The organism is Burkholderia sp. BCC1640, assembly GCF_902833125.1.
Taxonomy (GTDB): Bacteria; Pseudomonadota; Gammaproteobacteria; order Burkholderiales; family Burkholderiaceae; genus Burkholderia; species Burkholderia diffusa.
The window spans coordinates 76288-99827 of the sequence record NZ_CADFEF010000012.1; the positions used below are offsets into that span (position 1 = coordinate 76288).

Consider the following 23540-nt stretch of genomic DNA (forward strand, 5'->3'; position numbering starts at 1 on the left):
GCTTATCCCGCCAGCATCGTTGCAGCCTGGCGATACCACATCGCCAGATAAGGCGGCACGTACAGACCCAGCATCAGGCCGAGCCCCAGATGCACGAACACCGGCAGCAGCGCCGGCCGGTGTTCGAGCGGCGTCGCCGTCGTCGTTTCGCCGAACACCATCCGCTGCACGCGCGCGAAGATCGCCGCGAACGCGACGGCGAGCCCGAGCAGCAGCAACGGCGCGGTCCACGGAAGCGCGTTCATCGCCGTCGTCAGGATCAGGAATTCGCTCGCGAACACGCCGAACGGCGGCAGCCCGAGAATGGCAAGTGCGCCAAGCATCAATGCCCAGCCGACCGTCGGGCTGACCTGCAGCAGCCCGCGAATGCCGTCGATCGCCTGCGTGCCGGCCTTCTGCGCGGCATGACCGACCGCGAAGAAGATCGCCGACTTGACGAGGGAATGGACCGTCATGTGCAGCAACCCGGCGAACGTCGCGATCGGGCCGCCGAGCCCGAACGCGAACGTCATCAGGCCCATATGCTCGATCGACGAGTACGAGAACAGGCGCTTCACGTCCTTCTGCCGGAACAGCGAGAACGACGCGATCAGGACCGACACGAGCCCGAACCCGACCAGCAATCGCCCAGGCAGGCCGTTGCTGAGCGCGCCGTCGGCCAGCACCTTGCAGCGCAGCACCGCATACAGCGCGACGTTCAGCAACAGGCCGGACAGCACCGCCGAAATCGGCGTCGGACCTTCGGCGTGCGCGTCCGGCAGCCAGCTATGCATCGGCACGAGGCCGACCTTGGTGCCGTAGCCGACCAGCAGAAACACGAAGGCGATCGACACGATCGTCGGATCGAGCTGCGTCCTGATCGCGGCCAGGCTCGTCCACAACAGCGCGTCGCCGTCGGTCAGTTGCCGGCTCGCGGCAAGATACAGCAGGATCGTGCCGAACAGCGCCTGGGCGATGCCGACGCCGCACAGGATGAAGTATTTCCATGCGGCTTCGAGGCTCGCGGCGGTGCGGTAGACACTGACGAGCAACACGGTGGCGAGCGTTGCGGCTTCCATCGCGACCCACAGCACGCCGACGTTGTCGGTCAGCAGCGCGAGCAGCATCGCGAACATGAAGAGCTGATACATGCTGTGATAGAGCCGCATGCGCGCGGCGGTCATCCGGCCGCGGGCTTCCTCGATCTGCATGTAGGGCCGGGAAAACAGCGAAGTCGTCCAGCCGACGAACGCCGTGAGCGCCACGAGATAGACGTTGAGCGGATCGACGAAAAACGCGCGTCCGAATGCGAACGACGGGCCGTGCTCGACGGTGCGCGCGGCAAGCACCACCGTCGCCGCGAACGTCAGGAAGCTGAAGCCGACGTTCAGATGGCGCGCGACCCGGCTCGGCCGCACGCAGGCAAGGCACGCCGCTCCCGCGAGCGGCAGGCCGAGCACGGCGAGCACGACGTGGGCGTCATTCATCTTTGAGTTTCTCGAGGTGATGGATGTCCAGGCTGTCGAACTGCTCGCGAATCTGGAACATGAAGACGCCCAGGATCAGGATCCCAATCAGCACGTCGAGCCCGATGCCGAGCTCGACAATCATCGGCATGCCGTTGGTCGCGGCCGCCGCCGCGAAGAACAACCCGTTTTCCATCGACAGAAAGCCGATCACCTGCGGAATGGCCTTCGCGCGCGTGATCATCGCCATGAAAGACAGCAGCACGCACGCGAGCGCAATGCCGAGCGTGCCGCGTGCGACCGATGTCGCGAGCTGGCTGATCGGTGCCGCGACATTGAACGCGATGATGACGAGCACGATGCCGATCAGCAGCGTGGTCGGGATATTGATGAGCGGCTCGACGTCGGTCTTGACGTCGAGCCTGCGAACGAGCCGATACAGGAACCACGGGATCACGCCGACCTTCAGCACGAGCGTCAGTCCGGCGGACACGTAGAGGTGCACGTCGTCCGTGACGAAGCCGAGGATCAGGTTCGCCGACACGAGCGCGACACCCTGCAGCGTATACAGATGGATCAGGGACAGGATCCTGCGCTGGCTCAGCATCGCGAACGACAGCATCAGCAGCACGGCCGCGAGGAAATTGATCAGTTGTGTCGCGTAGGCGTGCATTCATGCTCCCAGCAGCAGATGGACGAGCATGCCGATCACGGCCAGCAGGAAGGCGGTCGCCAGGAATTCCGGTACCCGGAAGATGCGCATCTTCGCGTTGGCCGTTTCGACCACGGCGAGCGTGGCGCCGCCTGCCGCCAGTTTGACGAAGAGCACCGGCACGGCCAGCAGCAGCGCAACCGGATCGCCCGCATTCGCGATGCCCCACGGTACGAACAACGCGAGGCCGATGCACGAATACGCGAACAGCTTTAGGCTTGCCGCCCACTCCATCAAGGCAAGGTGCCGTCCCGAATATTCGAGGATCAGCGCCTCGTGGATCATCGTGAGTTCGAGATGAGTGGTCGGATTGTCGACCGGCAGCCGCGCATTTTCGGCCAGCGCGACCAGCGTGAACGCGATGCCGGCGAACGCCAGGCTCGGATAGATCGTGAGCTCGCCGCGGCCGAGTGTCGCGACGATGCTCGTCAGCAGCGTCGACTGCGTAATCAGCGAGGCTGACAGGAGCACCATGAGCAGTGCCGGCTCCGCGAGGAAGCCGATCAGCATTTCGCGGCGGGCGCCGAGCGTGCCGAATGCCGTGCCGACGTCCATCGCCGCAAGCGACAGCGTGACGCGCGCGAGCGCAAACAGGCCGACGAGCGCGATTGCGTCGGCGGCGGGCGACAGCGGCAACTCGGTCGACAGGGTTGGCACGATCGCGCACGCGAGCGTCATGGCGGCCCAGACGACATAGGGCGCGCCGCGGAACACGGGGCTCGCGCCGTGCGCGATGACCGATTCCTTGTTGAACAGCTTGTGGAGCATCCGGTACGGTTGCCAGATGGACGGCGCACGCCGGTTCTGAAGCCAGGCGCGGCATTGGTTGACCCAGCCCGTGAGCAATGGCGCGGCCGCGATCGCTATCACGATTTCGAGAGTCTGCGAGATGACGCCGGACAGGGTTACCATCGTCTCACCAGCATCAGAAGCACGATCAGCACGACGAAACTGTATGTCAGGTAAACCGCGATCTTGCCCGTCTGCAGGCGGCCCGCCCAGTCGGCGATGCGTTGCGTCAGTGCCGCGATGCGCAAGTAGAGCGCGGACCAGGTGCGATCGGTCACCGACACCCGGTAGGCAGGCTGTGCGTCGAATGGCGACGGCAATTGCCGCTCGATGTGAAGCAGCGGTGCGAAGATTTCGCGGATCGGTTGCCCGAATCCTTCCGCCGTATCCTGCATTCGCGCGGTCGTGAACGGGAAGCCGCAGCCCCACGGCGCCGCGCGTCGCAGCCGGCCGTGATAAAAACGCCGCACCAGCACCCACGCGAGTCCGCAGCAGGCGATGAAGAACAGCATGAACGCCGCCGGCATGTAGCTCGCGCGAGCGGCCGATATGGGCGCGAACAGCAGCCAGCCGTGATTGTCCGCGCCGACGCCGGCGCCGACCAGCGTGTGCGTGACGCGATCCAGCAGCTTGACGAACTGCGGCGGCATCAGCCCGAGCAGCACGCTGGCGGTCGCGAACCAGCAGAACGCGAGCCGTTCCCACGTGTTCGCATCGCGGGCGCGGTTCAGCTTCGCTTCTCTCGGTTGCCCGAGGAACACGATGCCGAAGAACTTGACCATCGTGTAGCCGGCCAGCGCGGCTGACATGGCGATCAGCGCGGCGGCGATCGGCACGGTCATGGCGAGCACCGAATCCGGCAAGCCTGGCGCGAACAGGAAACTCTGCAGCAACAGCCATTCGGCCGCGAAACCGCTGAGCGGCGGCAAGCCCGCGCTCGCCGCGACACCCGCGAGCACCGCCCATGCGGTCCAGGGCATGAAGCGAATCAGCCCGCCGAGCTTGCCGAGGTTACGCTCGCCGGTGGCGTGGAGCACGGCGCCCGTGCCCAGGAACAGCAAGCTCTTGAATGCCGCGTGCGCGACGATTTGATAGAGCATCGCGGTCAGCGCGAGCGCGGACAGGCTCGTCATCCCGTATGCGCGAAACAGCACGGCAAGACCAAGCGCGACGATCATCAGGCCGACGTTGTCGATCGACGAATAGGCGAGCAGGCGTTTCATGTCGGTCTGGATGGTGCTGAACACCACGCCCAGCAGCGCGGTGCTGATGCCAAGCACGAGCAGCAGCACGCCCCACCATGCGATCTGCACGTGCAACAGGTCGAACAGGGTGCGCAGCAGGCCGTACAGACCAACTTTCAACACGAATCCGCTGAGGAGCGCCGAGACGGGTGACGGTGCCGCGGGATGGGCCTCCGGCAGCCACACATGCAGCGGGAAGATGCCGGCCTTCGCGCCGAACCCGACGAGCGCGAACAGGAAGGCGAACGATGCGGAGAAGGTATCCAGCGACTGCGCGCGCAGGTTGGCGAAGGTGTAGTCGCCGGTGCGCGCCTGCAGAATGCCGAAGCAGAGCAGCAGCGCGAGCGCGCCGACGTGCGAGATCAGGAAATACAGATATCCCGCACGGCGGATCTCGCCGATCCGGTGATTGGTCATCACGAGAAACGTCGCGGACAGCGTCAGCGTCTCCCAGGCGACCATGAATACATATGCGTCGTCCGCGATCAACACCAGTGCGATGCTTGCGACGCAGACGTGGTATTCGAAGCAGATCAACCCGGGTGCGGATCCTTCGCCCTTGCGGAAATAGCCGGCTGAAAACGCGCCGATCCCCGTGCTGACGAGGCCCAGCACGAACAGGAAATAGCCGGACATGCGGTCGAGACGCAGATGAAAGGGCAGGCCGGGAAGCCCGATCGGCAGCACGGCGGCAGACGGTTCGGCAAAGATGCCGGCGAGGCCCGCCGCGGCGGCGAACAGTCCGACCAACGCGCCGAGCGGAAAGAGGCCGTGGGCCACGAGCCGCGTGCGACGCAGCGCCCCGAGCCCCAGCGTGCCGACCGCGAGCCACGCGGCCACGGCCAGCAGGACGAAGTGGACGACCGGCACGGGTGCCATCCGGAATGTCTCCAGTACGCTCGGGTTGGACGAGGTGGTCGGAATGGCCGCCTCTCCCGCGACGTATTCCTGCCCGCATTATGACACCGAAAGACCAATCCGGATAACAAGGTATGATAATGTCGTTATCATTAAAGTCTCATCAATCCTCGGATGGAACGGGCGCCCGTGGCGGTTTGTCGCGGCGTTCCGGGTTCCGCCCAGGGCGTCGTTGTCCCCCGATCCGGGCGAATGAGGGAAGATCCTATGCCAGCGCAGTACTTCCGAGGCCTGACGGGAAAACACCGTAGCGCGGCCGCGAACCGCCAGCTCGGGTTTTCGCTTGCCTTTGTTGCCGGAGCAACCAATGCCGGCGGTTTCCTTGCGGTCAAGCAATACACGTCCCACATGAGCGGGATCGTGTCGGCGATTGCGGATCAGACGGCGCTCGGCGACATCCGGCTCGTGCTGGCCGGAGTGGGTTCGCTCGCGTCGTTTCTGGTGGGCGCTGGCTGCTCGGCGGTGCTCGTCAACTGGGGGCGGCGCCGCGGCCTGCAGAGTCAGTATGTGCTGCCGTTGCTGGTCGAAGCCGCGCTGCTACTCCTGTTCGGGCTGCTCGGCAGCCATCTCGCGCTGTGGGAAGCGTTCTTCATGCCGGTCACGGTCATCCTGCTGTGCTTCATCATGGGGCTGCAAAACGCGATGATCACAAAGCTGTCGGGAGCGGAAATCCGCACGACGCACATGACGGGCATCGTGACGGACCTCGGCATCGAACTCGGCAAACTCTTTTACTGGAATCGCTCGAATGCAGACGTGCACGCGCAGGCGGTGATCGCGAACCGCGCGAAGCTCAGGATTCACGGAACGATGCTGGCGTCGTTCTTCGTCGGGGGGCTGGCCGGCGCAATCGGCTTCAAGCATGTCGGCTACGTGTCGACCGTGCCGCTTGCCGCGGTGCTCGTCACGCTGGCGATCGTGCCCGTTGTCGACGACGTGCTTGAATATCTCTATCGGCTCGACCGCAGGTCGTGAGCAGGTCGCCGAGCGGGACCAACACGTGTGTGACGAATGTTTTCCGGTGCTGGTGGCAAGGGCCGGTGCATTATAATTGGATTAGCATATTCGCCGACTCTGTCCTGTAATGGAAACGAAAACCGCACGCTTGACCATCCTGATCGATCCCGCCAAGAAAGAAGCGTTCGACATGCTCTGCGCGGAGCAGGACCTCACACCCTCGCAAGTCGTGCGGCAGTTGATTCGCGAGTATCTCGAGGAACACGGCGTGAGCTACAAGACGAAAAGCACACTCGGCAAGCGGGTGAAGCGAAGCGCGGGCTGAGTTCGCAAGCCGGCTAGACGTCGATTTCCCAGTATGCATGCCCCTGCGCATGCCAGATCAAGCGCTTTGGATCGAGGCGCTTTCCTTCCTTCATGCGCCGAGCGGTTGACGACAGCTTGAGTTCGCCGGCAAACGCGAACGAGCGTGCGCGTTCGAACAGCACTCGCCTCGATGGCAACCGAAGCGGCCCTTTCCAGGCGAAAGCGACGTAATTGCTGTCGTCGTCGCAGCGGACAACCGCGTACGAAGGGCCGAACACGCAGCCCAGGCGCGCGATGTGAGCGGGCAGCGACGGGTCGTCGTCCGCCAGATTGATCGCGAGCACTCCGGAATCGCTCAATCGCTCGCGACAGGCGGTAAAGAACGCGATATCCGCACACCGGCTCGGCATGCCTTCCGCGACGAAGGCATCCAGCAGGATCACGTCGGTGTGGACATCCGCCCGCGTCACGTACTCCGCGCCATCTGCACAAATCACCTTGAATCGAGAGTCGTCCGCAGGAATCCTGAACACGTCGCGTAGCGCGATGACTTCCGGATTGATTTCGACCGCATCGATGGTCACGGCGGGCAGATGCCGATAACAGTACTTTGCCAAGGAGCCGCCGCCGAGCCCGATCATGCATATATGTTCGGCGGCCGGGTGTAGCAGCAAACATCCCATCATGGTTCGCGTATAGCCGAGCGCCAGTTTGTCGGGCGTGCGAAGCGACATGAAGCTTTGGGTGGCCTGGTGATCGAAGTGCAGCGAGATGGCGTGCTGCGTTTCCAGTACGTACGGTCGCCCGTCATTCAGCGGGGTCGACAGAAATTCGACGAACGCATCGCAGGATGTTCGGTCATGCTCCATGCTCGATCGATCCGGGTAGGCAAGTTGTTGGGGGCGCGTGCAGCGAACGGCAACGACAAGCGGGTTCGCCGTCGGTGAGCGCGCGACGTCACGTTTTCTTGAGAAAGCCCGCGTTGAGCATGACGCCGCCCATGTCGGTCTTGCGGTCGCCGTTGTGATCGCCGCCGACGAGACGGATGCTCTTGACCTCGGGGCCCATCTTCAACGTGATCGACGAACCCTTCACGCACAAGTCTTCGATCGACACGACGGAATCGCCGTCCGACAGAGCGGTGCCGTTCACATCCTTGACCACGCGTTCTACCGATTCGTCTATGGATTCGGTGCTGGCGCCGGCCGGCCTTTCGTGACCGCAGCGCACGGTCAGCGAGCCGTCCGGGGCAGCGTTCATTGCGACTTTCATTTGTCAGATTCGGGAGCGGCAGGGGAAAACGGGCGTGCATTTTCATCACCGAGGTTGCCATCGTGCAGTCAGCCCGCGGGTGCGTCCAGCTCAAAGTTTGATGTGCGCAGCATTATAATGCGATACACATTTGTTTATTGCTGTCTTATAATCGTATCTTGCCGCCGATCGCCGGAGTTGCGGGCGGATTCGCGGAGGTAGTCGACATGTTCGATCTGGATGGGGTGCTACTGCTGCCCGATCGGCGGCCCGTATTCCTGCCGGAGGTCGCGGGAAGCAGAGGGCTTGTCGTCGTGGGTGTCGGACGCGGTGGCGAGCGCGGCTTCCAGATGGTTCACCGCTTCCATGATGCGGCTGAACGGCTCGCGGCTGCCGGTATCCATCTGGCCTTCGTTTATCCGAGGGAATCGGCTCGGCATGTGATGGATCCGATCTCGGTGGCCAGTGCGCGGTTCCGGCACCACCCGCGTCTGCTTCTCGATGCAGATGGCTGCTGTTTTGCGCAGGGTGTACCTCCTCGATTGCTCAATGCCGTGTATCTGAGCAGCGAGATGAAGCGTCTCGCCGGTTTCGAGATCGACGTGCGCGATGCGGCATGGGAAATCGAGTTCCAAGCGTTTTTGATGGCATGCCAGGTCGCCCCGTCCCACTGAATACCAGGAGCTGTCTCACGGCACGCGCGAGGAACATGGCAACCGTCGTCCATTTCGAAATGGGTTCAGCATGGAGCCTGGACGGTGCGAACTCCGTCCTTGATGTGCTCGTGGACACGGCGCGCCGTTTCGACAGCGACATCCTGTTGATCGCGAACGGGCGTCGCGGGAATACAAAGGACGGCATGGCGGTTTCATCGCTTCAGGTGCGTCGCGGTATGCCCGCGCAAGTTCTTTCCTGTATTTGCAAGCGACTTCGTTTCGCTGGGCTTTGAAGGCCGTGAGATGTCCTCCGTACACATCGAGGTCGGCGTCAGATGCGACTGGACACGCCTGAGTGCGTGTCTTGCCACATTTGAGCTCGAGACATGCAGCACCCTTGACCATGATCAAATCTTTGGAGACGCCATGAGCGACAAGGAAACTTCGACGGTTCAAACTATCTCGGCCTCCGCGATCTGGGCGCTCGAGCGCCTTGCCGATATTCGTTATGGTCGCGATACACCCGCGCTTGGCTGGTCTATTACGCGAGAGCTCATTGGCGCTGGATTCGTGCGCTTTCCGACGAACGGTCGAGGAAGCGTTTCGATTACGGCAGCCGGGCAGACGTTCCTGAAAAATCGGAAATAGTGCTTGTCGACGTCGCTCGGGAATCGCACGGTCGCGTTGATTCAAACATCCAAGCGGAGTCGTTCATGTTGTGGGCGGTTGCGTCTGATACGGAAAGCGCCAGCGCGGCAGTGCACGGCTGCGGATTGCTGTCGCGCGCGAAGATGAAGAACGTATCGCTGCGGACATGACAAAAGGCTGAACGTGCTTTCCTTCCTGCGGTCCCTTTTTGTTCGGCGCAAATTTCGCCGGCTTCCGGTGGTTCGTTTTCAATCCAGGCCGATCGATCTGGGCGTCGACGGTGCCCTGCATTCGGGCTGGGAAGTCGCGATCCTGGAGGCGTCCGGCGGTACCGTCGGCGCGGCGACATACAGTCTGGCGCCTCGAACCGATCGGGTCTACGTTCATCAACTGGAAATTCTCGCGTCAATGAGACGCCGCGGCTATGGCCTTGCCTTCCTGTCGTATTTGCATCGAACGTACCAGTTGCCTATCACCGCCATCGACGATCTACCGGAAGTCCGACCGTTCTGGCGCGCAGCGAGAACCTTTCAATCCGGAACATTGCGGGTAACGGCCGGACAATCATCCGATGAGTTCCGCGACGAACTGCTTCAATGGCGGCATCGGCAGGCCGTCATGCTCGCGTTGCGCCCCCAATCAAAAAAATCATCGGATTCCTAGACAAACGCGCATGCCGCCCCTCGCGTAAGCGGCCTTGCTCGCCGGTCATGCGCGACATAGATTGTCTTCATCGAGATCCGATTTTCTGGAGGGGCCATGGAACTGTTCGTCGAACGCGTTGACGTTTGGGCGGCCACCATCGAGGACAAGCCGGGCGGTCTTGCACGCGTGTTGAACGCGTTGCGGGATGCTGGCGCGGATTTGCAATTCGTTGTCGCCCGGCGCTCACCGGAAGCACCAGGCAAAGGGGTCGTATTTGTCGCGCCGCTGCAGGGAGACAAGGAGATCCGTGCTGCCACGCAGGCGGGATTCAATGCCACTTCAGGCCTTCACTCCATCCGTGTGATGGGACTGGACCAAGCGGGGATCATCGCGGAGCTGACTCAGAAGCTGTCGGACGACGGGATCAATCTTCGCGGCGTATCCGCTGCCGTGCTCGGCTCGCAGTTCATTGCTTATCTCGCGCTCGACTCGCTGGCCGACGCCGAGCGGGCGATGGCCGTTTTGCAAAGGGCTTGACTAGCCGTTGTCTCCCGGTGCCTCTTCGTGCCTTCGCGCTCCGTCGTGCCATGTGCGGCAAGTTCAGTGCGAGGGCAGGAGGGATTGAATAGCTCGACGGTAATCATTCACGGTCGAGTTTTGAAGTAAATTAGATGCATTGTGATAAGAAAACTTATCCCGATGGTGTCAATGCGAATGAACTTCGCTATTGAAATCGCCGCTTGGCACGTTCGGCCGGGAGCGGTGGCGCTGAGATATTGAGAGGGGCGGCCGGGATTCGTGAGATTTTCGCCAAAATGACCTTATGCGACTGATTTTAAAGAGAAATCAATGCTTGGGTCGAGCGGCGCTGCCCGCCGCTGGAGATCCAGCAGATAGGAGCCGAGCCGATTGATGTGCTCACGTCGATATGGCGAGAGCGCCTGCAACACCTCGGCGTCGATCGGCAGGCCCTTGTCCTGCATTGCCTTGAGCTTGCGCGACATCCACTGGACGTTGTACAGAATCACCATATTCGCGACGAGCTGGTTGTATTTGATGACCTTGCGTTGCTCGTGCCGGATATTTTCGGCGATTACTTCGCCACCAAACATCAGCCACTTCGCGAAGTCGTTGAACTGCTCGCTCTTGTTCGTTGCCGAGTGGATGGTTTGGCGCATCTCCGGATCGTCGATATAGCGCAGCAGGAACATCGTGCGGATCACGCGGCCGAGTTCGCGGAAGGCGAAGTACAGCTTGTTCTTGACGCTCTCGGAACCGAGGCGACGCAGGATCGTCGACGGCGTCATCCGTCCCGCCTTGATCGAGACCGCGACGCGCAGCATGTCGGGGAAGTGCCGCTCGATCAGCCCCCAATCGATGCTCGCCCGGAACAGCGATTCGATGTTCTTGTAGCGCCGGCGCCGGTCGGCCTTGTAGAATACCAGTTCCTTGATGTCCCGGATCCGAGGCATAAGATTGATCCCGAGCAGATGCGCGAGTGCGAACACGGGCGCGCTCTGCGCATGCGTGTCTCCATGCACGGTGTCCGGCTGTACGTCGGAGGCGTTCTTGATCAGGCCGTCGAGGATATACACCGCCTCGTGCACGCCGCACGGGATGAAGTGGCTGAACAGCGCAATGTACATGTCGGACACGTGGTAGTAGCCGATCCCGCCGTAGCCGCCATAGCGGATGTGATATTCCGACAGCAGGTTCTGCTCGTACAGATTCCACTTCGTGCCGTCGGCCGACACCCGTTTGCCCGAACCCCAGAATTTCGGCAACGCGAACTGGTTATACGCGTTGATCACCTTGACGATCGCCTTGTCGAGTCGCTCCTCGGTGACGTGCTTCAGATTCAGCCACGCGACCTGCTTTCGACTGAGATTCTTGACCGAGCGCGCGGTTTGCGTCGGCCCAAGGTTACAGCCGTAGCAGAACAACGTCGTGATGAAGCGTTTGCGCGGGTCGTCGACCTTTGCCTCGAATCCCGAGAGCGGCCCGAAGAGTCGGTGCAAGTCGAGCCATTGCTCGGTTTCGGTGAGGATATCCAGGATGCTGACCGGTCGCATTGAAGCGGTTACCGCTTGGTCGATCAGGGTTCGGTTGGGCGGGTCGGGTTTCTTCTCGAGCCGATGGAGGATAAGGCCCTGCGCGCCAATCTCAACGTGGTCGTTTTCCGGGAAGCCTGCTTCTACCTTGTCGGCCAGCGCGCCGAGCTCGTCCTTCAGTTGCTGGACGAAGGCACGGCTGTCGACTGGGAAGTCGACAAGCTCGCTGTAGCGCGGCAATTCCTCTCGGAATTCGTCCCACGACACCTGGTGTTCGCGGGGATCGTCATATTGAACGCTGCCTTCGACAAAAATGTCGCCGGAATTGAGTTCCCGCATGACTTGGCTGAACACGCAGAGCTCAAAATACTTCCGGTGCATCAGACGCGCCGCTCGGCCATCCGGCAACACGCATCGTTCCCACTTCTCCGGGAGCCAGTCGAGCGGCAATTGCGCGAGATCGCCATCGCTTAGCAACAGATATTCGCGTCGCGACGTACGCAGTTGCTTGATCCACTCGAGTGCCCGAAGCAATGCGTCGTCCTGCGAGCTGGGCTTCATCGAGAGTTGTTCGACGCACTGGAACAACAACGAGCGCAGGTTTTTATACGGCGCGAGCAGGAATGGAAAGATGTGATTGCCAGCCTGCGCGATATGCTCGTTGCAGCGGATCAGGACAGTGTCTGGATCGTTGTTCAATGCGGCACGCATCTGTGCGATGCGCATGGCCGCAGGCGTTTCGTCATCCTGCAGCACGTTCAGGACGTCGCGGAACTGGCTGACGAGCGACTGCAACTGGTCGGCGTGCGCGAGTTGGTACTGCTGGAGTCGCAGCTTGGCGGTGTGCTCGAGGTTGCGCACAGTTTTGATGAAAATCTCTGCGACGTCGTCGAGCGCTTTCTGGCGTTGCGCGAGCATGAATAGCAGCGCGAGCGTGTAGCGCTTGGCGGGTTTGAGTGCCCGCATTTCGTGCACGTCAAGCGCGCGTGCCTCGGTGACAAACTGCATGCGCTTCGCAACTGACAGCATACTCGGCACAGGCGGCAAGCCCTCCGCCAACGCGTTCATGGCCTGAATGTGCTCGAGGAAACTTGCGATCTCCCGCGGCCCGGGCCGCTTCGGTTCGCGCTTGAGTTCGTCCCACTGTGTTCGGCCGCGCCTGGCCAGCAACAGCGCGTCAACGCGGGCCTTCAAATCATCATCGAGAGAGTCGACGAAGGCACGGTAAATCGATTCATGGAGCTGACTACGGGCATAGCCGGCAATCCGGGTGAGTGTCGCGAGCGGCGGCAGTTCGTAGCGGCGCCGAACCAATTCTTCCAGCATTACGTTGATAATGTCGGGCAATTCCGCCTTGGTCCGGGCCGCGTGCGCGGCGATATCGGCCAGCCAGGCGTGGACGGTGCTGTCGACAGGGAAAATCCGGACGAACACGCGGAGAATCTTCTGGTGCCGGGACTTGCTGCCCGAGCGGTCGTAGCGCACGAGGGTTGTGCGCAGCAGCGGGCGGACGCCAAGCACGGCGCACACGTGTTCGATGATGGGCGGCGGCACGTCCGAGATGACCGGTATGTACCCTAGACGCTGCAGCAGCTTCAGTTGCGCTAGGATCAGCACGCGCGTAGGCGCCTGCCGGAACTGGCCGAAGACGAACCGGATCTCCGCCGCGCTGGGCGTGTAGACCGTTCGCAATTCCGCCTCGTCCAGTTCCGCCGGGAGTATCGGGTACGCGGGTTCGTGAATGTTGGTCATCGATGCTCCTCGGTCCAGGCAGTCCTTGCAGTGCTGGCCGATCGGGATCTCAGCAGATTGAGGCACCCCGACAATACGCCACGGCGCGGGTCGGCATAGCTCATGCCTAAGATCTGGTCGATGGTGCCCTGAGACAGTTCATCGCCCAGCGCACGAATCCGATCCTGCAGCACCGACAGCTTGGAGATCGTCGAGCGAGAAACCCTGGCCGTGGCGCTCGCGCTGGTCGAGCGAAGCGAAGGCGCGCTGTCAGCGCCGGTCGCCAAGATTCTCGAGCAGTCGCTGAGAGCCACATTCAGCTTGATCATCGACGAGATCGATCAAGCGATGAAAGATGGGGGGATCTGGGCGTCGTGATCGAGTCGTTGCGTACACATGTCGACGTCATCCTCCATCACCTGGCGACGGGACTGGCTGGCCCGTTTGACGGGCCATAGACGCAGCCTGAGTCCAATGTCTCTGGCGAGGCGATGCAAGTTCCGTCGACTGTTGCCGATGTGAGTATCTGGGTGATAATGCGCGACCGCCAGGACGGTCGCTTCGACGTGTTTCGCGAGACCCTCGCTCGTTTCGGCCGGCTCCGGCTCGTGTAGTGTGCCCTCTGATGTCTTTCGAGCCGCCGCGACGCGATCGAAGGACCGCGCCGCGGCGGCTCGTCATTGAGCCACGCCTATCAGCTTGCGTAACCCATCATCGAACCCTCGCCCTCCGAAGTCGGCACCCAGACGCCGAGATAGCCGCGCACTTGCGGTGTCGAGGATCCAGTGACATGTACGGTAAGCACGCCGCGTCCATCGGTCTGGAGGCGTTCAGGCCACTGTCCGAACATGTTGGTGAAGGTCTGGTTGGCGTGCTGCAGACCCATGTCGACGCGAATCGTTGCATCCGTCGCCGGATTGTTGCCGATCACGGTTGCGACGCCTGTTCCTCGATCCGTCCCGACGCGCACACTTGCGAGCAGATCTTGTCCGGCTACGGACGGCGATGTGTTCGTCTTGTAATACGTCACCACCTGCGCGCCCGCCACGAATTTCTGGCGGATCTTGAGCAGTCGCGTGATCGCGTCGTAATACGGCGTCTTCGTCGACACGTATGCCTTGTCGCTCTCATAGAGGTCGCCGTAGAAGACAGTAGGCACCGTGTCCTTGTTCGTCAGAAGCACGGCATAGGCGGAGGGCACGTTGTAGGGGGCGTATTGCTTGACAGCTTGTTTTCGATCGTTGTCGTAGATCGACATTTGTGCGAGCTGAATTGCCGCGTCCGGCGTGTACCCGGCCTTCTGCGTCGGCGGCACCGGGATCTTCTCGATCACGTTGTGCTCCTGGTCGTGGTTCGTGACGAACGACCAGTTCGGAATGGCCCTGCCGGCACCGAAGCGGGCCTGCCCGACGATCGACTTCGCGAAGATATCGCTGAGCGGCCCCCCCGGGTTCGCCTGTTCCAGGGCGTTGTACATCGTGTAATAAAGAGTGCCGTCGTAGGCCAGTTGGCCGTTCCCGTTGCTGTTCTCAAAGGCGATCTGGGGATCGACGTACGATTCGATCACGCTCAAGTGATTGTTCATGTCGTGGCCGTAGCGTCCCGACATCAATTCCGCCGACTGCCTCAGGATGTCCGTGTTGTAGTGGCCGGCTGCATCGAATCGGAACCCGTCAAAACCATACTTGTCGAGCAGGAACCGCTGCCAGTTCAGCGTCTCGGTCTGCACGGTGGCGTTGCTGTTGTCGATGTCGGAACCGAGCAGGAATTCATATTGGAGAACGTTCTTGTTGACGTCCGCGTTACTTGGCTTGTTGAAGCGGAATGCCGCCGCACCTGCTTCCGATGTCGCCGAATAGCCCGGCTGCAGCGCAAGGTAGTCGTTGGTCGCCTTCGTCACGGCGTCGGTATTGCCGTTGATGATGCTCTGTCGCACGGCGTCATCACTATTGCCCGGGAAGCCATGTGCGCGCATGTACGACAGGTAGGGCTGAACTGTCGCGTCGCGACGCGGGTCGACATAGTAAAGCAGATACGGTCGGTACACCGGAACAGCCGTGGCCGCGCTTTGCGCCGCGTAATATCCGTCGACCGATAGATAGGTATCGATCGTGTTGAGCGCACCGACACGTGCCGCATCGGTCGCCGCGAGCCATGCCGGAAGATGGTTTCGGGCATCGCCTGGCCCGTAGTAGCGGTACGGCGCGCCGGCGCCGTCGACCATGATGCGATCGATGCCAAGTGCCTGCGGCGACGTGCCGTTTTCATACTTCGCCTGCCACTGCTTGATCACACCGTATTGCTTCTGACCAAGACCGCCGCCCTTCGAATACCCCGGGTACAACACATTGCTGGCGGACGGATTGGTCGGATTTCCAAAAATGTCGACTGCCGTTACGCTCGCCACTTCGCGTTGCGAGAAGAACATCTGGTTCGGGACAATGTCGGCTATTGCATTGATGCGCTGCCGGTGCATGCTTTCGATCGCCTCACGAAGTTGGGCACCGGTTCCATATTTCGTCGCGATGGCGTTGCCGCGCCCCTGCGGGAATTCGCCAAGATCGTAGCGGTCGATCACTGCGTAGCCTTCACTGAATCGCCCGTCGTTCAACGCGCGATACGGAGGCGCAAACCAGACGTCCGTGATGCCGAGATTACGGAGTTCCGGTGCTTGCCGTGCAAGCGTCTTGTAGACGGTTCCGTCGTAAGGCTGATAGAAGGCGAAATCCTGATAAATCACATGCTTGTCCAGCATGGCGTTTGATACAAAGATCGGTGCAGTTGCATCTCCTGCGGAGGCAGTAGCCGATGCAATAAGTCCGACAGCAACCGCAATGACTTTCTTCGAAGTGCGAATCATACGTTTTCCTAATCATGTATACGACGATTTTCCATCACGCTGTGGCACAGGCCGCGCATCGAGAAATTGCGAGCCGTGGCCGCGCTGTCCGGAGTGGGGCATGCCCGAACAGCGGCCCTGTGTCGCCTCTCTGTTCCTCGTCGGAATCGACTGTTGTTGTATGAATCGGATGGCGCTCGGAAGGAACGTCGTTTCGATATCCTTTCGCGAGCAGATTGAATGTCGGATGGTTCAAATCTGATTGACGAATAGAATCATACCTCTAATTTTGTGTCAAACAATTGAATTGATTTGGAAATTGCAATTGGATTTATCGTTCAAATATTGATTCGCCGGCGGCTCACACCGCCGCCTCGTGGCAGCTCTGGTGTTGTGCCGGACGCGTCGAGTCCGGAAATAAATGCCGCCATAAATTCTAGCCGGAAATTTAGTCGGAAATTAATTCCGGATTTAACTCTCGATTCAAGTTCATGGCGACCGTCGTAGTCGCGATTCTCCGACAGGAGTGAATTGGCGCCTGCCGCCGTATTGGCGCACGGGCATCACGACGCTCGCAAGGCATCACCAGTTGACCTTGTCGTTCAACGTCACGGAGCCTGCCTCAGGGGGCGTCACCACGCGGTTGCGACTGCCTGGAAGGTTTTCCCACGTCACGCTGCCATCGCCGTTCTTTCGATAGTATTTGTACTGAATCGGCGTGTTTCCGCGCAGGTTGACGGTATTGCTCCAGACCGGATAGCGCGACGGGTCAACGGGCAGTCCAAGGTTCGTGTTCCAGTTGCCGAGTGCGTCGGCATTGCCTGTCACGTACATATACTGTCCGGGCTGCGTGCTGGCGGTGACGTTGACCGCAACCGCGACTTGACCGGCGGGCGGCGGAATGACGCAATTGCTGTAGCGTGCGCAGACCGCAGACGGAATATCGACCACCTTTCCGGCCTGAGTCGACGCAAGCAGGCTGATGTATTCACCCATCGCCCAGTTCAACGGGGCCATTGACTTGGTTGGCGTCCCTGCCGTGTACGACGACGGGGTCACGACTTGCCAGTTTCCGGGCAACGCGGCGCTATTGGGCCAGACCTGCTCCGGAATGAAGCCTTCTCGCGTCGCGAACGAACGGATCGCATTCAGATATGGGCTGCCGGCCGCGCCGCTGCCGCTGCTTGCGATCGAATACATGCCGCGTTCCGCGGTGAAGATCGGCCACAATCGGCCTACGCCGGTGCCGTCATAATTGCTGCCGTCGTTGTGTTCACCATAGCCGTCGAAGTTGTAGCGGAACCATGCGGGACGCTGTCCGTCGATCGTCTGCTTCACGACCGAGTCGTATGCGCCGAGCGTTGCGACGATGGTCGGATCGTTCGCGCGTTTGACACCCATGCGCACGAGCTCAAGAAAGCCGCCATCGACGACTGCGCGTTCGTCATGCACACCACCGCCGTTGCCGATCGTAAATACTTGCCCTGAATCCGGATAGCTGGCGGGGTTGTAGACTTGCGGCCCGCTCCCCGTTCCACTCATGTTGGCCGGGTTGATGCGGACGTAGTAATGACCGTTGCCATACGAGCCCGTGTTCGTGTAGGTCCATGCGGTCACGTTCTGCTGCCAGTAATCGGCGGTTGCCAGATAATTGCCTGCACGGATCGAGTCGCCGTTGTCCCGCGCAATTTGCGCAGCCGCGACGAGGCCGGCAATTTCCGCGGCAATAGTCGAAGGCGAGTAGCCGGAATTCTCTTCCCAGCGGTCCTGGAACGTCCACGGCCCTTTGGCGGCCAGATAGTCAGCAGTCAGGCGAATATTCGGCCAAAGAGGGTTGTACACCGCCGCGCCGAGGCGCCATGCAAGCAGAATCGGCATGGCCTGCTCGTCCATTTGAGTGCCTTGCCAGTATTGCCATCCACTGACCCAGGCATTCTGTGGAAACCGACCGATGCGGCTGTATCCTTGCGGGCAGCCCGGTGCGTTGTACTCGGCGACTCCGCAGTCGGCTTTCTGCTGTAGTGTCTTGAAAAGATAGTTGACAACCGACGTGGGCGTGGCGGTGTCCCCGGCAGTGATCAGCGCATTGGCAAACTTGAATAGGTCGCGCGACCAGACCAGATGGTACCCGCCGCTGTTGGCGTCGGTCTGGGTTTCGCCCCAAGGCGTGCCGATGCCGGCGATCATCGCGCCGTTGCTCTTGTCCTGCATGGCTTTGAGCGTCATGGCGGCCAGATAGTATTCGTTGTCGGCGGCATTGCCCAGCGTCGACAGGCCTGCCGCATACGTGTGCCAGCTCTCGTCATACTGTGCGCGCAACCGCTCGAGGTCGTCCCCGAGCGTGCCGTTCGCCGTCGCCATCGCATTGCCGACCGATGTGCTATCGAAGGCCAGCGCGATATCGAACGATATCGCCGTGTCGGTCCGCGCCCCGAAGTCGAGCCAGCCCATTTGAGCGACGTTGCCATTGGTTGCCGACGAATACGTCCAGTTCATTTGCCGGTCTGGCGATGTGCCGCCTAGCAAGTCCGTCCAGCCGTCGCTTTTGCCGACGAAGCCGTTCGACACCATCTCAACGCCGTCCTGCTTTTTCCATGGCAACGATGTGGCAAGCGCAGAGTAGCGCGTGTTGCGGTTGGCAATCAGCATCGTCTTGCCGTTGCCCGCCGTGGCGGTATATGCGGAGTTCCCCATGCCGGAATTGTCCAGGCTTGGCTTGAACAGCAGATACAGGTTGTGATCGCTCAGTCGGGTGCCGTTCAGCGCCTGGAACGTGACGCGTTCAATCAACGCGTTGCGCGAGGGATCGGTGAAGACAGTTTTCACGATCCGCCAGTTGTGGGTGGCATTGCCGGTCGTGACTCGCCAGCTCATCGTATGCGGATCGGATTGCGCAGCCGTGTATGTCTGGCGCTTTTCTTCGTCAATGTAGGTCCCGGCGCGATCGCCGACAAGGAATTGCAGATCAACCGAATCAGGCGTGTCAAGGACGGGGTAGTACACCTCGGACACAATCCCTCGATAACCCGTGAAGTAGACTTGCGACGCGTTCGCATTCACCGCCGTTCCCAGGAATGATTTCTGGGCGGGCGCGCGCGTGGCTGTGACGCCGGGGTTGCCAAACGCTTCGCCGGACGTGGAGGCGAAGGCAATAAGAGGCAGTGTCGCCACCGCGATCGCGGTCGCAGATCGCAAAAGATTGTCGAATCGCATGATCTGCTATGTCTCCTCTCACAGTCGTGGTTGGAGCCGCACGGCGCACGGCGCACGGCGCACGGCGCACGGCGCACGGCGCACGGCGCACGGCGCACGGCGCACGCAAACGTTAGCAATCGACATGAATGTAGTCAAGCTACATTGGAAATGTAGTTTAGATTTAATTTCCATTACAACCCATCGATGTCGAGCGCGCGACTCCGTCATAGGCGCCCGCCGATAGCGACCGTACGGTTGCCTGACAGTATCGACGGAAAGGCAGTCGTTATCATTTGAACGATGACGGACAGATAAGACTTATTATCTGACCATCATCGAAAAGCGTATAAACTGGCGATCATGAAAACGCGTAAGACCCTTCCCGTCGACGACACCGGCTCCGACTTCCCGAACGAAGCGGAGCTCGCCGCACTGCGAGCCTGGTACGCCGGCATGGACGCGCGGACCGCCGTTGCACGCTATCTCGGTGATCGCCGGGAAGCAGGAGCGTCATCGCGCGGAATCCTCGGCCGCATCCGCCGGCGACTCGTCACGTTTGCGCGAGCTCGTCATCGCGAAGACTTGGCTGCCGCGTTCGTCGACCGTCCTTCGAAAGCGGTGGCGGACATCGTTGCCCGGGCCATCGACGCGCTGCGCCACCTCCCTGTGCCCGAGCCACACATATCGGACCAGATTGACACATGGTTGCCGCCGCGCATCGTGGCAGCCCTGCAGGCCCACGGTATCCGAACGCTCGCGGACCTCACCGTGCGGATTCCGCGACGCCGCCGCTGGTGGTCGGTGATCGACGGCCTCGGCGTCAACGGCGCACGACAGGTCGAAGCGTTCTTCGCCGCACACCCAGCGCTGACCGAACGGGCGCGCGCGTTGATCGCGGCGACTCCGTCCGGCATCATCGTGCCGTGGGAGCAGATTCGCGTGCCGCACGAGGTCGACGGCTCAAATGGGCAGTTCCGGGCACCGCAGGCCGCCTGCCTGCTGAGCGCATCGAACGACTATGAAGCGATCCAGTCGTGGCTATCGCTGCACGAGTCGGCGGCTACCCAGCGCGCCTATCGAAAAGAGGCCGAGCGGCTAATCCTGTGGGCGATTGTCGAACGCGGCCGGGCGTTGTCATCGCTGACGACCGACGATGCGATCGCCTACCGCGGCTTCTTGCGGCGGCCAACGCCGCGTGAGCGTTGGGTCGGACCGTCGCGGCCGCGGCAAAGTGTCAAGTGGCGGCCGTTCAGTGGCTCACTGTCGGCACGGTCGACAGGGTATGCGCTCACGGTCCTATCGGCGATGTTCCGGTGGCTGGTCGAGCAGCGCTACGTGATGGCGAATCCGTTTGCGGGCGTCAAGGTGCGCGGCGCGGCGTCACACACGGGGCTGGATGTCACGCGCGGCTTCACCGAGGGCGAGTGGCTGTTGATCCGTGCACTTGCCGACGGGCTGGAATGGTCGTATGGCTGGGGCGCACCGGCCGCCCAACGCCTGCGCTTCCTGCTCGACTTTGGTTACGCGACCGGCTTGCGCGCCAGCGAGTTCGTCGGCGCCACGCTCGGCGACATCCGGCGCGACGAACATGGCGATCACTGGCTGCACGTGATCGGCAAGGGTGGCAAACGCGGCAAGGTGGCGTTGCCTGCGCTGGCGCGAACGGCGCTGGATCAGTCTCTCGTACAGCGTGGGCTGCCGGTCACGCCGTCTCGCTGGAACCCGGCCACACCGCTGGTCGCAAACCTTGAGGAGGATGGCGCCGGCATCGAGAGCACGCGGCTCTGGCGCGTGCTGCGGCGATTCTTCCGGCTGGCGGCCGACGTGATCCAAGACGAACGGCCAGCGATGGCCGAGAAACTGCGCCTCGCGAGCCCGCACTGGATGCGCCACACGCACGCAACGCACGCGCTGGCCCGCGGCGCCGAACTGATCATGGTGCGCGACAATCTCCGTCATGCGTCGATATCGACGACGTCGACCTACCTGCATAGCGATGAGGTCCGGCGAGCGCGGCAGTTCGATCAGGCGTTTGAGGCACGCAAGGTCTAACGTATGCCCGCCTCCAACGAGGGATGAAATTCCCCATATAGATCAGTAGGATAGGGCCATTTTGGCGAAAATTTCACGAATCCCGGCCGACCCTCATTGAGGTGCGCAACGCGCGGGCGTCGAAGTCCCGGAAGAGATCGAGCAGGATGCAGGGCGGACACCGCCGCCCGCGCATCTCTGTTCAATCACCCGTCGACCGAAGCGCGCGTTCCATCTCGGCGATCGGCATCGCCGCGATCGAATTCAGCAACCGCGTCTCCCCGGCGTCCGGGCGGGCGATTGCCCGCACGTCATCGAGCGTCTGCGCGACGTGGCGATCGAGCGGTTCGAGAAAACGCCGCAGCTCGCTGGCCGCCGCCTTGTCCCTGAGCCCGATTGCCTGTCCGAACGCGATCAGCGCATCCGCATCGATATCGACGAACCGCGTCGCGGTGCCGAGCGGCATCGTCAGTTCGCAGTGCGGCCAATGATCGCCGCGATGGTCGGGCCGGTGCGTCGGCGTGTGATACACGACCGTGCTGACGATGTCGTAGAACGGCGCGAGCCGATAACCGCGCGCGTCGACGAAGAACGACAGGTTCTTCAGGTGCGCATCGGCATTGCCGACCACCACGTTGAACACGGTCCAGCGGAACACCGACAGACGCGCCAGCGCGCGCGTGCTGGTGCGGTCGATCGCACGGGCAAGCTCCTGCGCGTTCGCGCGCTGGTACTTGAAGCCGCGGTCGTAGTTGAGCAACTGCATCGCGTCGATCGTATGCACGCGCCCGGCCGGCGCCGACGCGACGTCGCGGTCGAACCGGTCGATCACGTAGCACGCCGACGGCGCGCGCAGGAAGTGCACGTCGGGCACGTCGAGCCCCATCGTCTTCGCGAGCTTCATGCAGAAGAATTCGTTGATCGCCGAGTGCGGGTAGCCGGCCGCGCGCATGTCCGGCTTGAGCAGGTGCATCGACGGCTCGCTGCCGACCGGCTCGTACAGCGCGTAGTCGGGTGCGTCGCCGCGCAGCACCACCAGCAGCTTCTGCTGCGCGCCGGCCGCCGACATGCGCTTGGGCGCGGTGGCCGTCAGCGCGCGCTCGGGCATCGCCTGGATCCGGCGTTCGAGCTCGTCGAGCGGCAGCGGCTGCAGGCTGCCGGGTGCTTCCTGTTCACCGTCGGCCAGCAGCGTCAGCGCGCCGGCCGATTCGCGCCCGAAGTACGCGAGCAGGCCCCACGCGTCGGCGGCATCGACCTTTGCCTCGCGCGCGAGCGACGTGCGCATGCCTTCCTCCGGCAGCAGGTTGTCGAAGAACCACTGGACCGGGCGATCGGTCGACGTATCGGTGAAGGTGCCCGCGCGCAGCGCGAACGCCGGCGACAGCGGATAGGCGGTCGGGGATGCGAGCCATTGCGGGTCGTACGCGAACGACCAGATGCCTTTGTCGTCGGTCAGCGTGCCCATGCGCTCGCCGTTGGCGGAGGCGATCAGCGTTCTAGCTGCCATGGCTGCTCCTGCGGCGTTGCGCGGCCTTCAGCGCGGTGGCTTCCGTAATCTCGACCGACGACTCGGCGTACAGGCGCACGCCCAGTTCGCCGAGCAGCATCATGACCTTGCCGATTTGCGCGGTCGGCTTTCCGGCTTCCACCTGGCTGATGAATTTCGGCGACAGCCCGGTCGCGTTCGCGAGTTCGTCGCGCGTGAACCCCTGCTGGAGCCTCGCCGCGCGGATGAGGTGTGCGAGCGCGCCGATCGTGTCGACGGACTGGGATTCCGACATGACGTTCTCCGTGCTTCGTATCTGATCGGGAACAGTATTGCACAACTGGTCGGCTGAGGCATCATTTCGTATCCGCACAGGAACGGAGGTGCGGGAAAATGACTTGAGACGCCATTTCGTACCTGATCGGGAACCGAAGCTCGTGGCGCCGTATGTTGAAAACATCGCCGTATCCAGTCGAATACGAAAAGGAGGGCTCGGCGTTGCGCTGATCGCATGCGCAGGCGCAGGTGACCGGCCAGGCCGGCGAGGACGCAGGGGGGCCGGCGACGGTCACGGTCAGCGAGCCAACGTTCGTCATCGACGGCCTGCGCCGCCCGGCCGTCGTTCCGCAAACAGAT

At 62.0% G+C, this 23540-nt stretch carries 20 protein-coding genes; 9 read left to right on the forward strand and 11 right to left on the reverse strand.

Annotation, left to right across the window (positions count from 1 at the left end):
* Window positions 1–2: 2 nt before the first annotated feature.
* The 4 genes from HWX25_RS15260 to hyfB are packed head-to-tail and all read right to left on the reverse strand — an operon-like array spanning window position 3 to window position 5069.
* Window positions 3–1466 (reverse strand): hydrogenase 4 subunit F, encoded by a 1464-nt coding sequence (locus tag HWX25_RS15260; RefSeq protein ID WP_175908981.1) that lies wholly within the window; start codon window positions 1464–1466, stop codon window positions 3–5.
* Complete coding sequence (locus tag HWX25_RS15265) at window positions 1459–2118, reverse strand: formate hydrogenlyase (RefSeq protein WP_175908982.1); 660 nt, start codon at window positions 2116–2118, stop codon at window positions 1459–1461. The genes HWX25_RS15260 and HWX25_RS15265 overlap by 8 nt, the downstream gene beginning before the upstream one ends.
* A complete protein-coding gene (locus HWX25_RS15270) occupies window positions 2119–3069 on the reverse strand; it encodes an NADH-quinone oxidoreductase subunit H (protein WP_059816879.1) in 951 nt (316 codons plus the stop codon). It lies immediately after the preceding gene.
* On the reverse strand, window positions 3063–5069 hold the full coding sequence (gene hyfB / locus HWX25_RS15275) for a hydrogenase 4 subunit B (RefSeq protein ID WP_175908983.1): 2007 nt from the start codon (window positions 5067–5069) through the stop codon (window positions 3063–3065). The genes HWX25_RS15270 and hyfB overlap by 7 nt, the downstream gene beginning before the upstream one ends.
* 246 nt (window positions 5070–5315) lie before the next feature.
* Here hyfB and HWX25_RS15280 point away from each other — a divergent pair, with 246 nt between their 5' ends.
* Both HWX25_RS15280 and HWX25_RS15285 read left to right on the forward strand, forming a co-directional pair.
* Window positions 5316–6083, forward strand: a complete 768-nt coding sequence (locus HWX25_RS15280; RefSeq protein ID WP_175909057.1) for a YoaK family protein — start codon at window positions 5316–5318, stop codon at window positions 6081–6083.
* Between the two features lie 109 nt (window positions 6084–6192).
* On the forward strand, window positions 6193–6390 hold the full coding sequence (locus HWX25_RS15285) for a ribbon-helix-helix protein, CopG family (RefSeq protein WP_059536760.1): 198 nt from the start codon (window positions 6193–6195) through the stop codon (window positions 6388–6390).
* A gap of 13 nt (window positions 6391–6403) precedes the next feature.
* On the opposite strand, the gene HWX25_RS15290 is transcribed toward HWX25_RS15285, so the two are convergent.
* Both HWX25_RS15290 and HWX25_RS15295 read right to left on the reverse strand, forming a co-directional pair.
* Window positions 6404–7240 (reverse strand): spermidine synthase, encoded by an 837-nt coding sequence (locus HWX25_RS15290; RefSeq protein WP_175908984.1) that lies wholly within the window; start codon window positions 7238–7240, stop codon window positions 6404–6406.
* Window positions 7241–7328: 88 nt separating this feature from the next.
* A complete protein-coding gene (locus tag HWX25_RS15295) occupies window positions 7329–7643 on the reverse strand; it encodes an alkylphosphonate utilization protein (RefSeq protein WP_175908985.1) in 315 nt (104 codons plus the stop codon).
* Window positions 7644–7849: 206 nt separating this feature from the next.
* Here HWX25_RS15295 and HWX25_RS15300 point away from each other — a divergent pair, with 206 nt between their 5' ends.
* The 5 genes from HWX25_RS15300 (at window position 7850) to HWX25_RS15320 (ending at window position 10108) form a co-directional block, all read left to right on the forward strand.
* Window positions 7850–8296, forward strand: coding sequence for a hypothetical protein (locus HWX25_RS15300; protein ID WP_175908986.1), 447 nt, complete (start codon window positions 7850–7852; stop codon window positions 8294–8296).
* 35 nt (window positions 8297–8331) lie between these two features.
* A complete protein-coding gene (locus HWX25_RS15305) occupies window positions 8332–8571 on the forward strand; it encodes an HPr family phosphocarrier protein (protein ID WP_175908987.1) in 240 nt (79 codons plus the stop codon).
* A gap of 133 nt (window positions 8572–8704) precedes the next feature.
* Complete coding sequence (locus tag HWX25_RS15310) at window positions 8705–8926, forward strand: hypothetical protein (RefSeq protein ID WP_175908988.1); 222 nt, start codon at window positions 8705–8707, stop codon at window positions 8924–8926.
* Window positions 8927–9109: 183 nt separating this feature from the next.
* Window positions 9110–9589, forward strand: a complete 480-nt coding sequence (locus HWX25_RS33445; protein WP_244138773.1) for a hypothetical protein — start codon at window positions 9110–9112, stop codon at window positions 9587–9589.
* A gap of 96 nt (window positions 9590–9685) precedes the next feature.
* The gene (locus HWX25_RS15320; protein WP_175908989.1) at window positions 9686–10108 is read left to right on the forward strand and encodes an ACT domain-containing protein; all 423 of its coding nucleotides are present in this window, start codon (window positions 9686–9688) and stop codon (window positions 10106–10108) included.
* A gap of 284 nt (window positions 10109–10392) precedes the next feature.
* On the opposite strand, the gene HWX25_RS15325 is transcribed toward HWX25_RS15320, so the two are convergent.
* Window positions 10393–13374, reverse strand: coding sequence for a Tn3 family transposase (locus tag HWX25_RS15325; protein ID WP_175890818.1), 2982 nt, complete (start codon window positions 13372–13374; stop codon window positions 10393–10395).
* Window positions 13375–13554: 180 nt separating this feature from the next.
* Between HWX25_RS15325 and HWX25_RS15330 the strand changes: the two genes are divergently transcribed.
* A complete protein-coding gene (locus HWX25_RS15330; RefSeq protein ID WP_175908990.1) occupies window positions 13555–13731 on the forward strand; it encodes a hypothetical protein in 177 nt (58 codons plus the stop codon).
* A 316-nt stretch (window positions 13732–14047) separates the two neighbouring features.
* On the opposite strand, the gene HWX25_RS15335 is transcribed toward HWX25_RS15330, so the two are convergent.
* Entirely contained in the window at window positions 14048–16213 is a 2166-nt protein-coding gene (locus tag HWX25_RS15335) for a glycoside hydrolase family 70 protein (protein ID WP_175908991.1), read from the reverse strand.
* 561 nt (window positions 16214–16774) lie between these two features.
* On the reverse strand, window positions 16775–19405 hold the full coding sequence (locus HWX25_RS15340; RefSeq protein WP_175908992.1) for a glycoside hydrolase family 15 protein: 2631 nt from the start codon (window positions 19403–19405) through the stop codon (window positions 16775–16777).
* 342 nt (window positions 19406–19747) lie between these two features.
* Here HWX25_RS15340 and HWX25_RS15345 point away from each other — a divergent pair, with 342 nt between their 5' ends.
* The gene (locus HWX25_RS15345; protein ID WP_175908993.1) at window positions 19748–21439 is read left to right on the forward strand and encodes a phage integrase family protein; all 1692 of its coding nucleotides are present in this window, start codon (window positions 19748–19750) and stop codon (window positions 21437–21439) included.
* Between the two features lie 181 nt (window positions 21440–21620).
* Here the strand turns inward: HWX25_RS15345 and HWX25_RS15350 are convergent, their stop codons facing one another.
* Together HWX25_RS15350 and HWX25_RS15355 are read right to left on the reverse strand one after the other, a co-directional pair.
* The gene (locus HWX25_RS15350; RefSeq protein WP_175908994.1) at window positions 21621–22925 is read right to left on the reverse strand and encodes a HipA domain-containing protein; all 1305 of its coding nucleotides are present in this window, start codon (window positions 22923–22925) and stop codon (window positions 21621–21623) included.
* Entirely contained in the window at window positions 22915–23199 is a 285-nt protein-coding gene (locus tag HWX25_RS15355; protein WP_175908995.1) for a helix-turn-helix transcriptional regulator, read from the reverse strand. Before HWX25_RS15355 ends, HWX25_RS15350 begins: the two co-directional genes overlap by 11 nt.
* Between the last annotated feature and the right edge of the window lie 341 nt (window positions 23200–23540).

Excerpts from the sequence above, each read along its gene's own strand:
- HWX25_RS15260 (WP_175908981.1), bottom strand. The coding sequence starts at position 1,466 with ATGAATGACGCCCACGTCGTGCTCGCCGTGCTCGGCCTGCCGCTCGCG.
- HWX25_RS15265 (WP_175908982.1), bottom strand. The coding sequence starts at position 2,118 with ATGCACGCCTACGCGACACAACTGATCAATTTCCTCGCGGCCGTGCTG.
- HWX25_RS15270 (WP_059816879.1), bottom strand. The coding sequence starts at position 3,069 with ATGGTAACCCTGTCCGGCGTCATCTCGCAGACTCTCGAAATCGTGATA.
- hyfB (WP_175908983.1), bottom strand. The coding sequence starts at position 5,069 with ATGGCACCCGTGCCGGTCGTCCACTTCGTCCTGCTGGCCGTGGCCGCG.
- HWX25_RS15280 (WP_175909057.1), top strand. The coding sequence starts at position 5,316 with ATGCCAGCGCAGTACTTCCGAGGCCTGACGGGAAAACACCGTAGCGCG.
- HWX25_RS15285 (WP_059536760.1), top strand. The coding sequence starts at position 6,193 with ATGGAAACGAAAACCGCACGCTTGACCATCCTGATCGATCCCGCCAAG.
- HWX25_RS15290 (WP_175908984.1), bottom strand. The coding sequence starts at position 7,240 with ATGGAGCATGACCGAACATCCTGCGATGCGTTCGTCGAATTTCTGTCG.
- HWX25_RS15295 (WP_175908985.1), bottom strand. The coding sequence starts at position 7,643 with ATGAAAGTCGCAATGAACGCTGCCCCGGACGGCTCGCTGACCGTGCGC.
- HWX25_RS15300 (WP_175908986.1), top strand. The coding sequence starts at position 7,850 with ATGTTCGATCTGGATGGGGTGCTACTGCTGCCCGATCGGCGGCCCGTA.
- HWX25_RS15305 (WP_175908987.1), top strand. The coding sequence starts at position 8,332 with ATGGCAACCGTCGTCCATTTCGAAATGGGTTCAGCATGGAGCCTGGAC.
- HWX25_RS15310 (WP_175908988.1), top strand. The coding sequence starts at position 8,705 with ATGAGCGACAAGGAAACTTCGACGGTTCAAACTATCTCGGCCTCCGCG.
- HWX25_RS15320 (WP_175908989.1), top strand. The coding sequence starts at position 9,686 with ATGGAACTGTTCGTCGAACGCGTTGACGTTTGGGCGGCCACCATCGAG.
- HWX25_RS15325 (WP_175890818.1), bottom strand. The coding sequence starts at position 13,374 with ATGACCAACATTCACGAACCCGCGTACCCGATACTCCCGGCGGAACTG.
- HWX25_RS15335 (WP_175908991.1), bottom strand. The coding sequence starts at position 16,213 with ATGATTCGCACTTCGAAGAAAGTCATTGCGGTTGCTGTCGGACTTATT.
- HWX25_RS15340 (WP_175908992.1), bottom strand. The coding sequence starts at position 19,405 with ATGCGATTCGACAATCTTTTGCGATCTGCGACCGCGATCGCGGTGGCG.
- HWX25_RS15345 (WP_175908993.1), top strand. The coding sequence starts at position 19,748 with ATGAAAACGCGTAAGACCCTTCCCGTCGACGACACCGGCTCCGACTTC.
- HWX25_RS15350 (WP_175908994.1), bottom strand. The coding sequence starts at position 22,925 with ATGGCAGCTAGAACGCTGATCGCCTCCGCCAACGGCGAGCGCATGGGC.
- HWX25_RS15355 (WP_175908995.1), bottom strand. The coding sequence starts at position 23,199 with ATGTCGGAATCCCAGTCCGTCGACACGATCGGCGCGCTCGCACACCTC.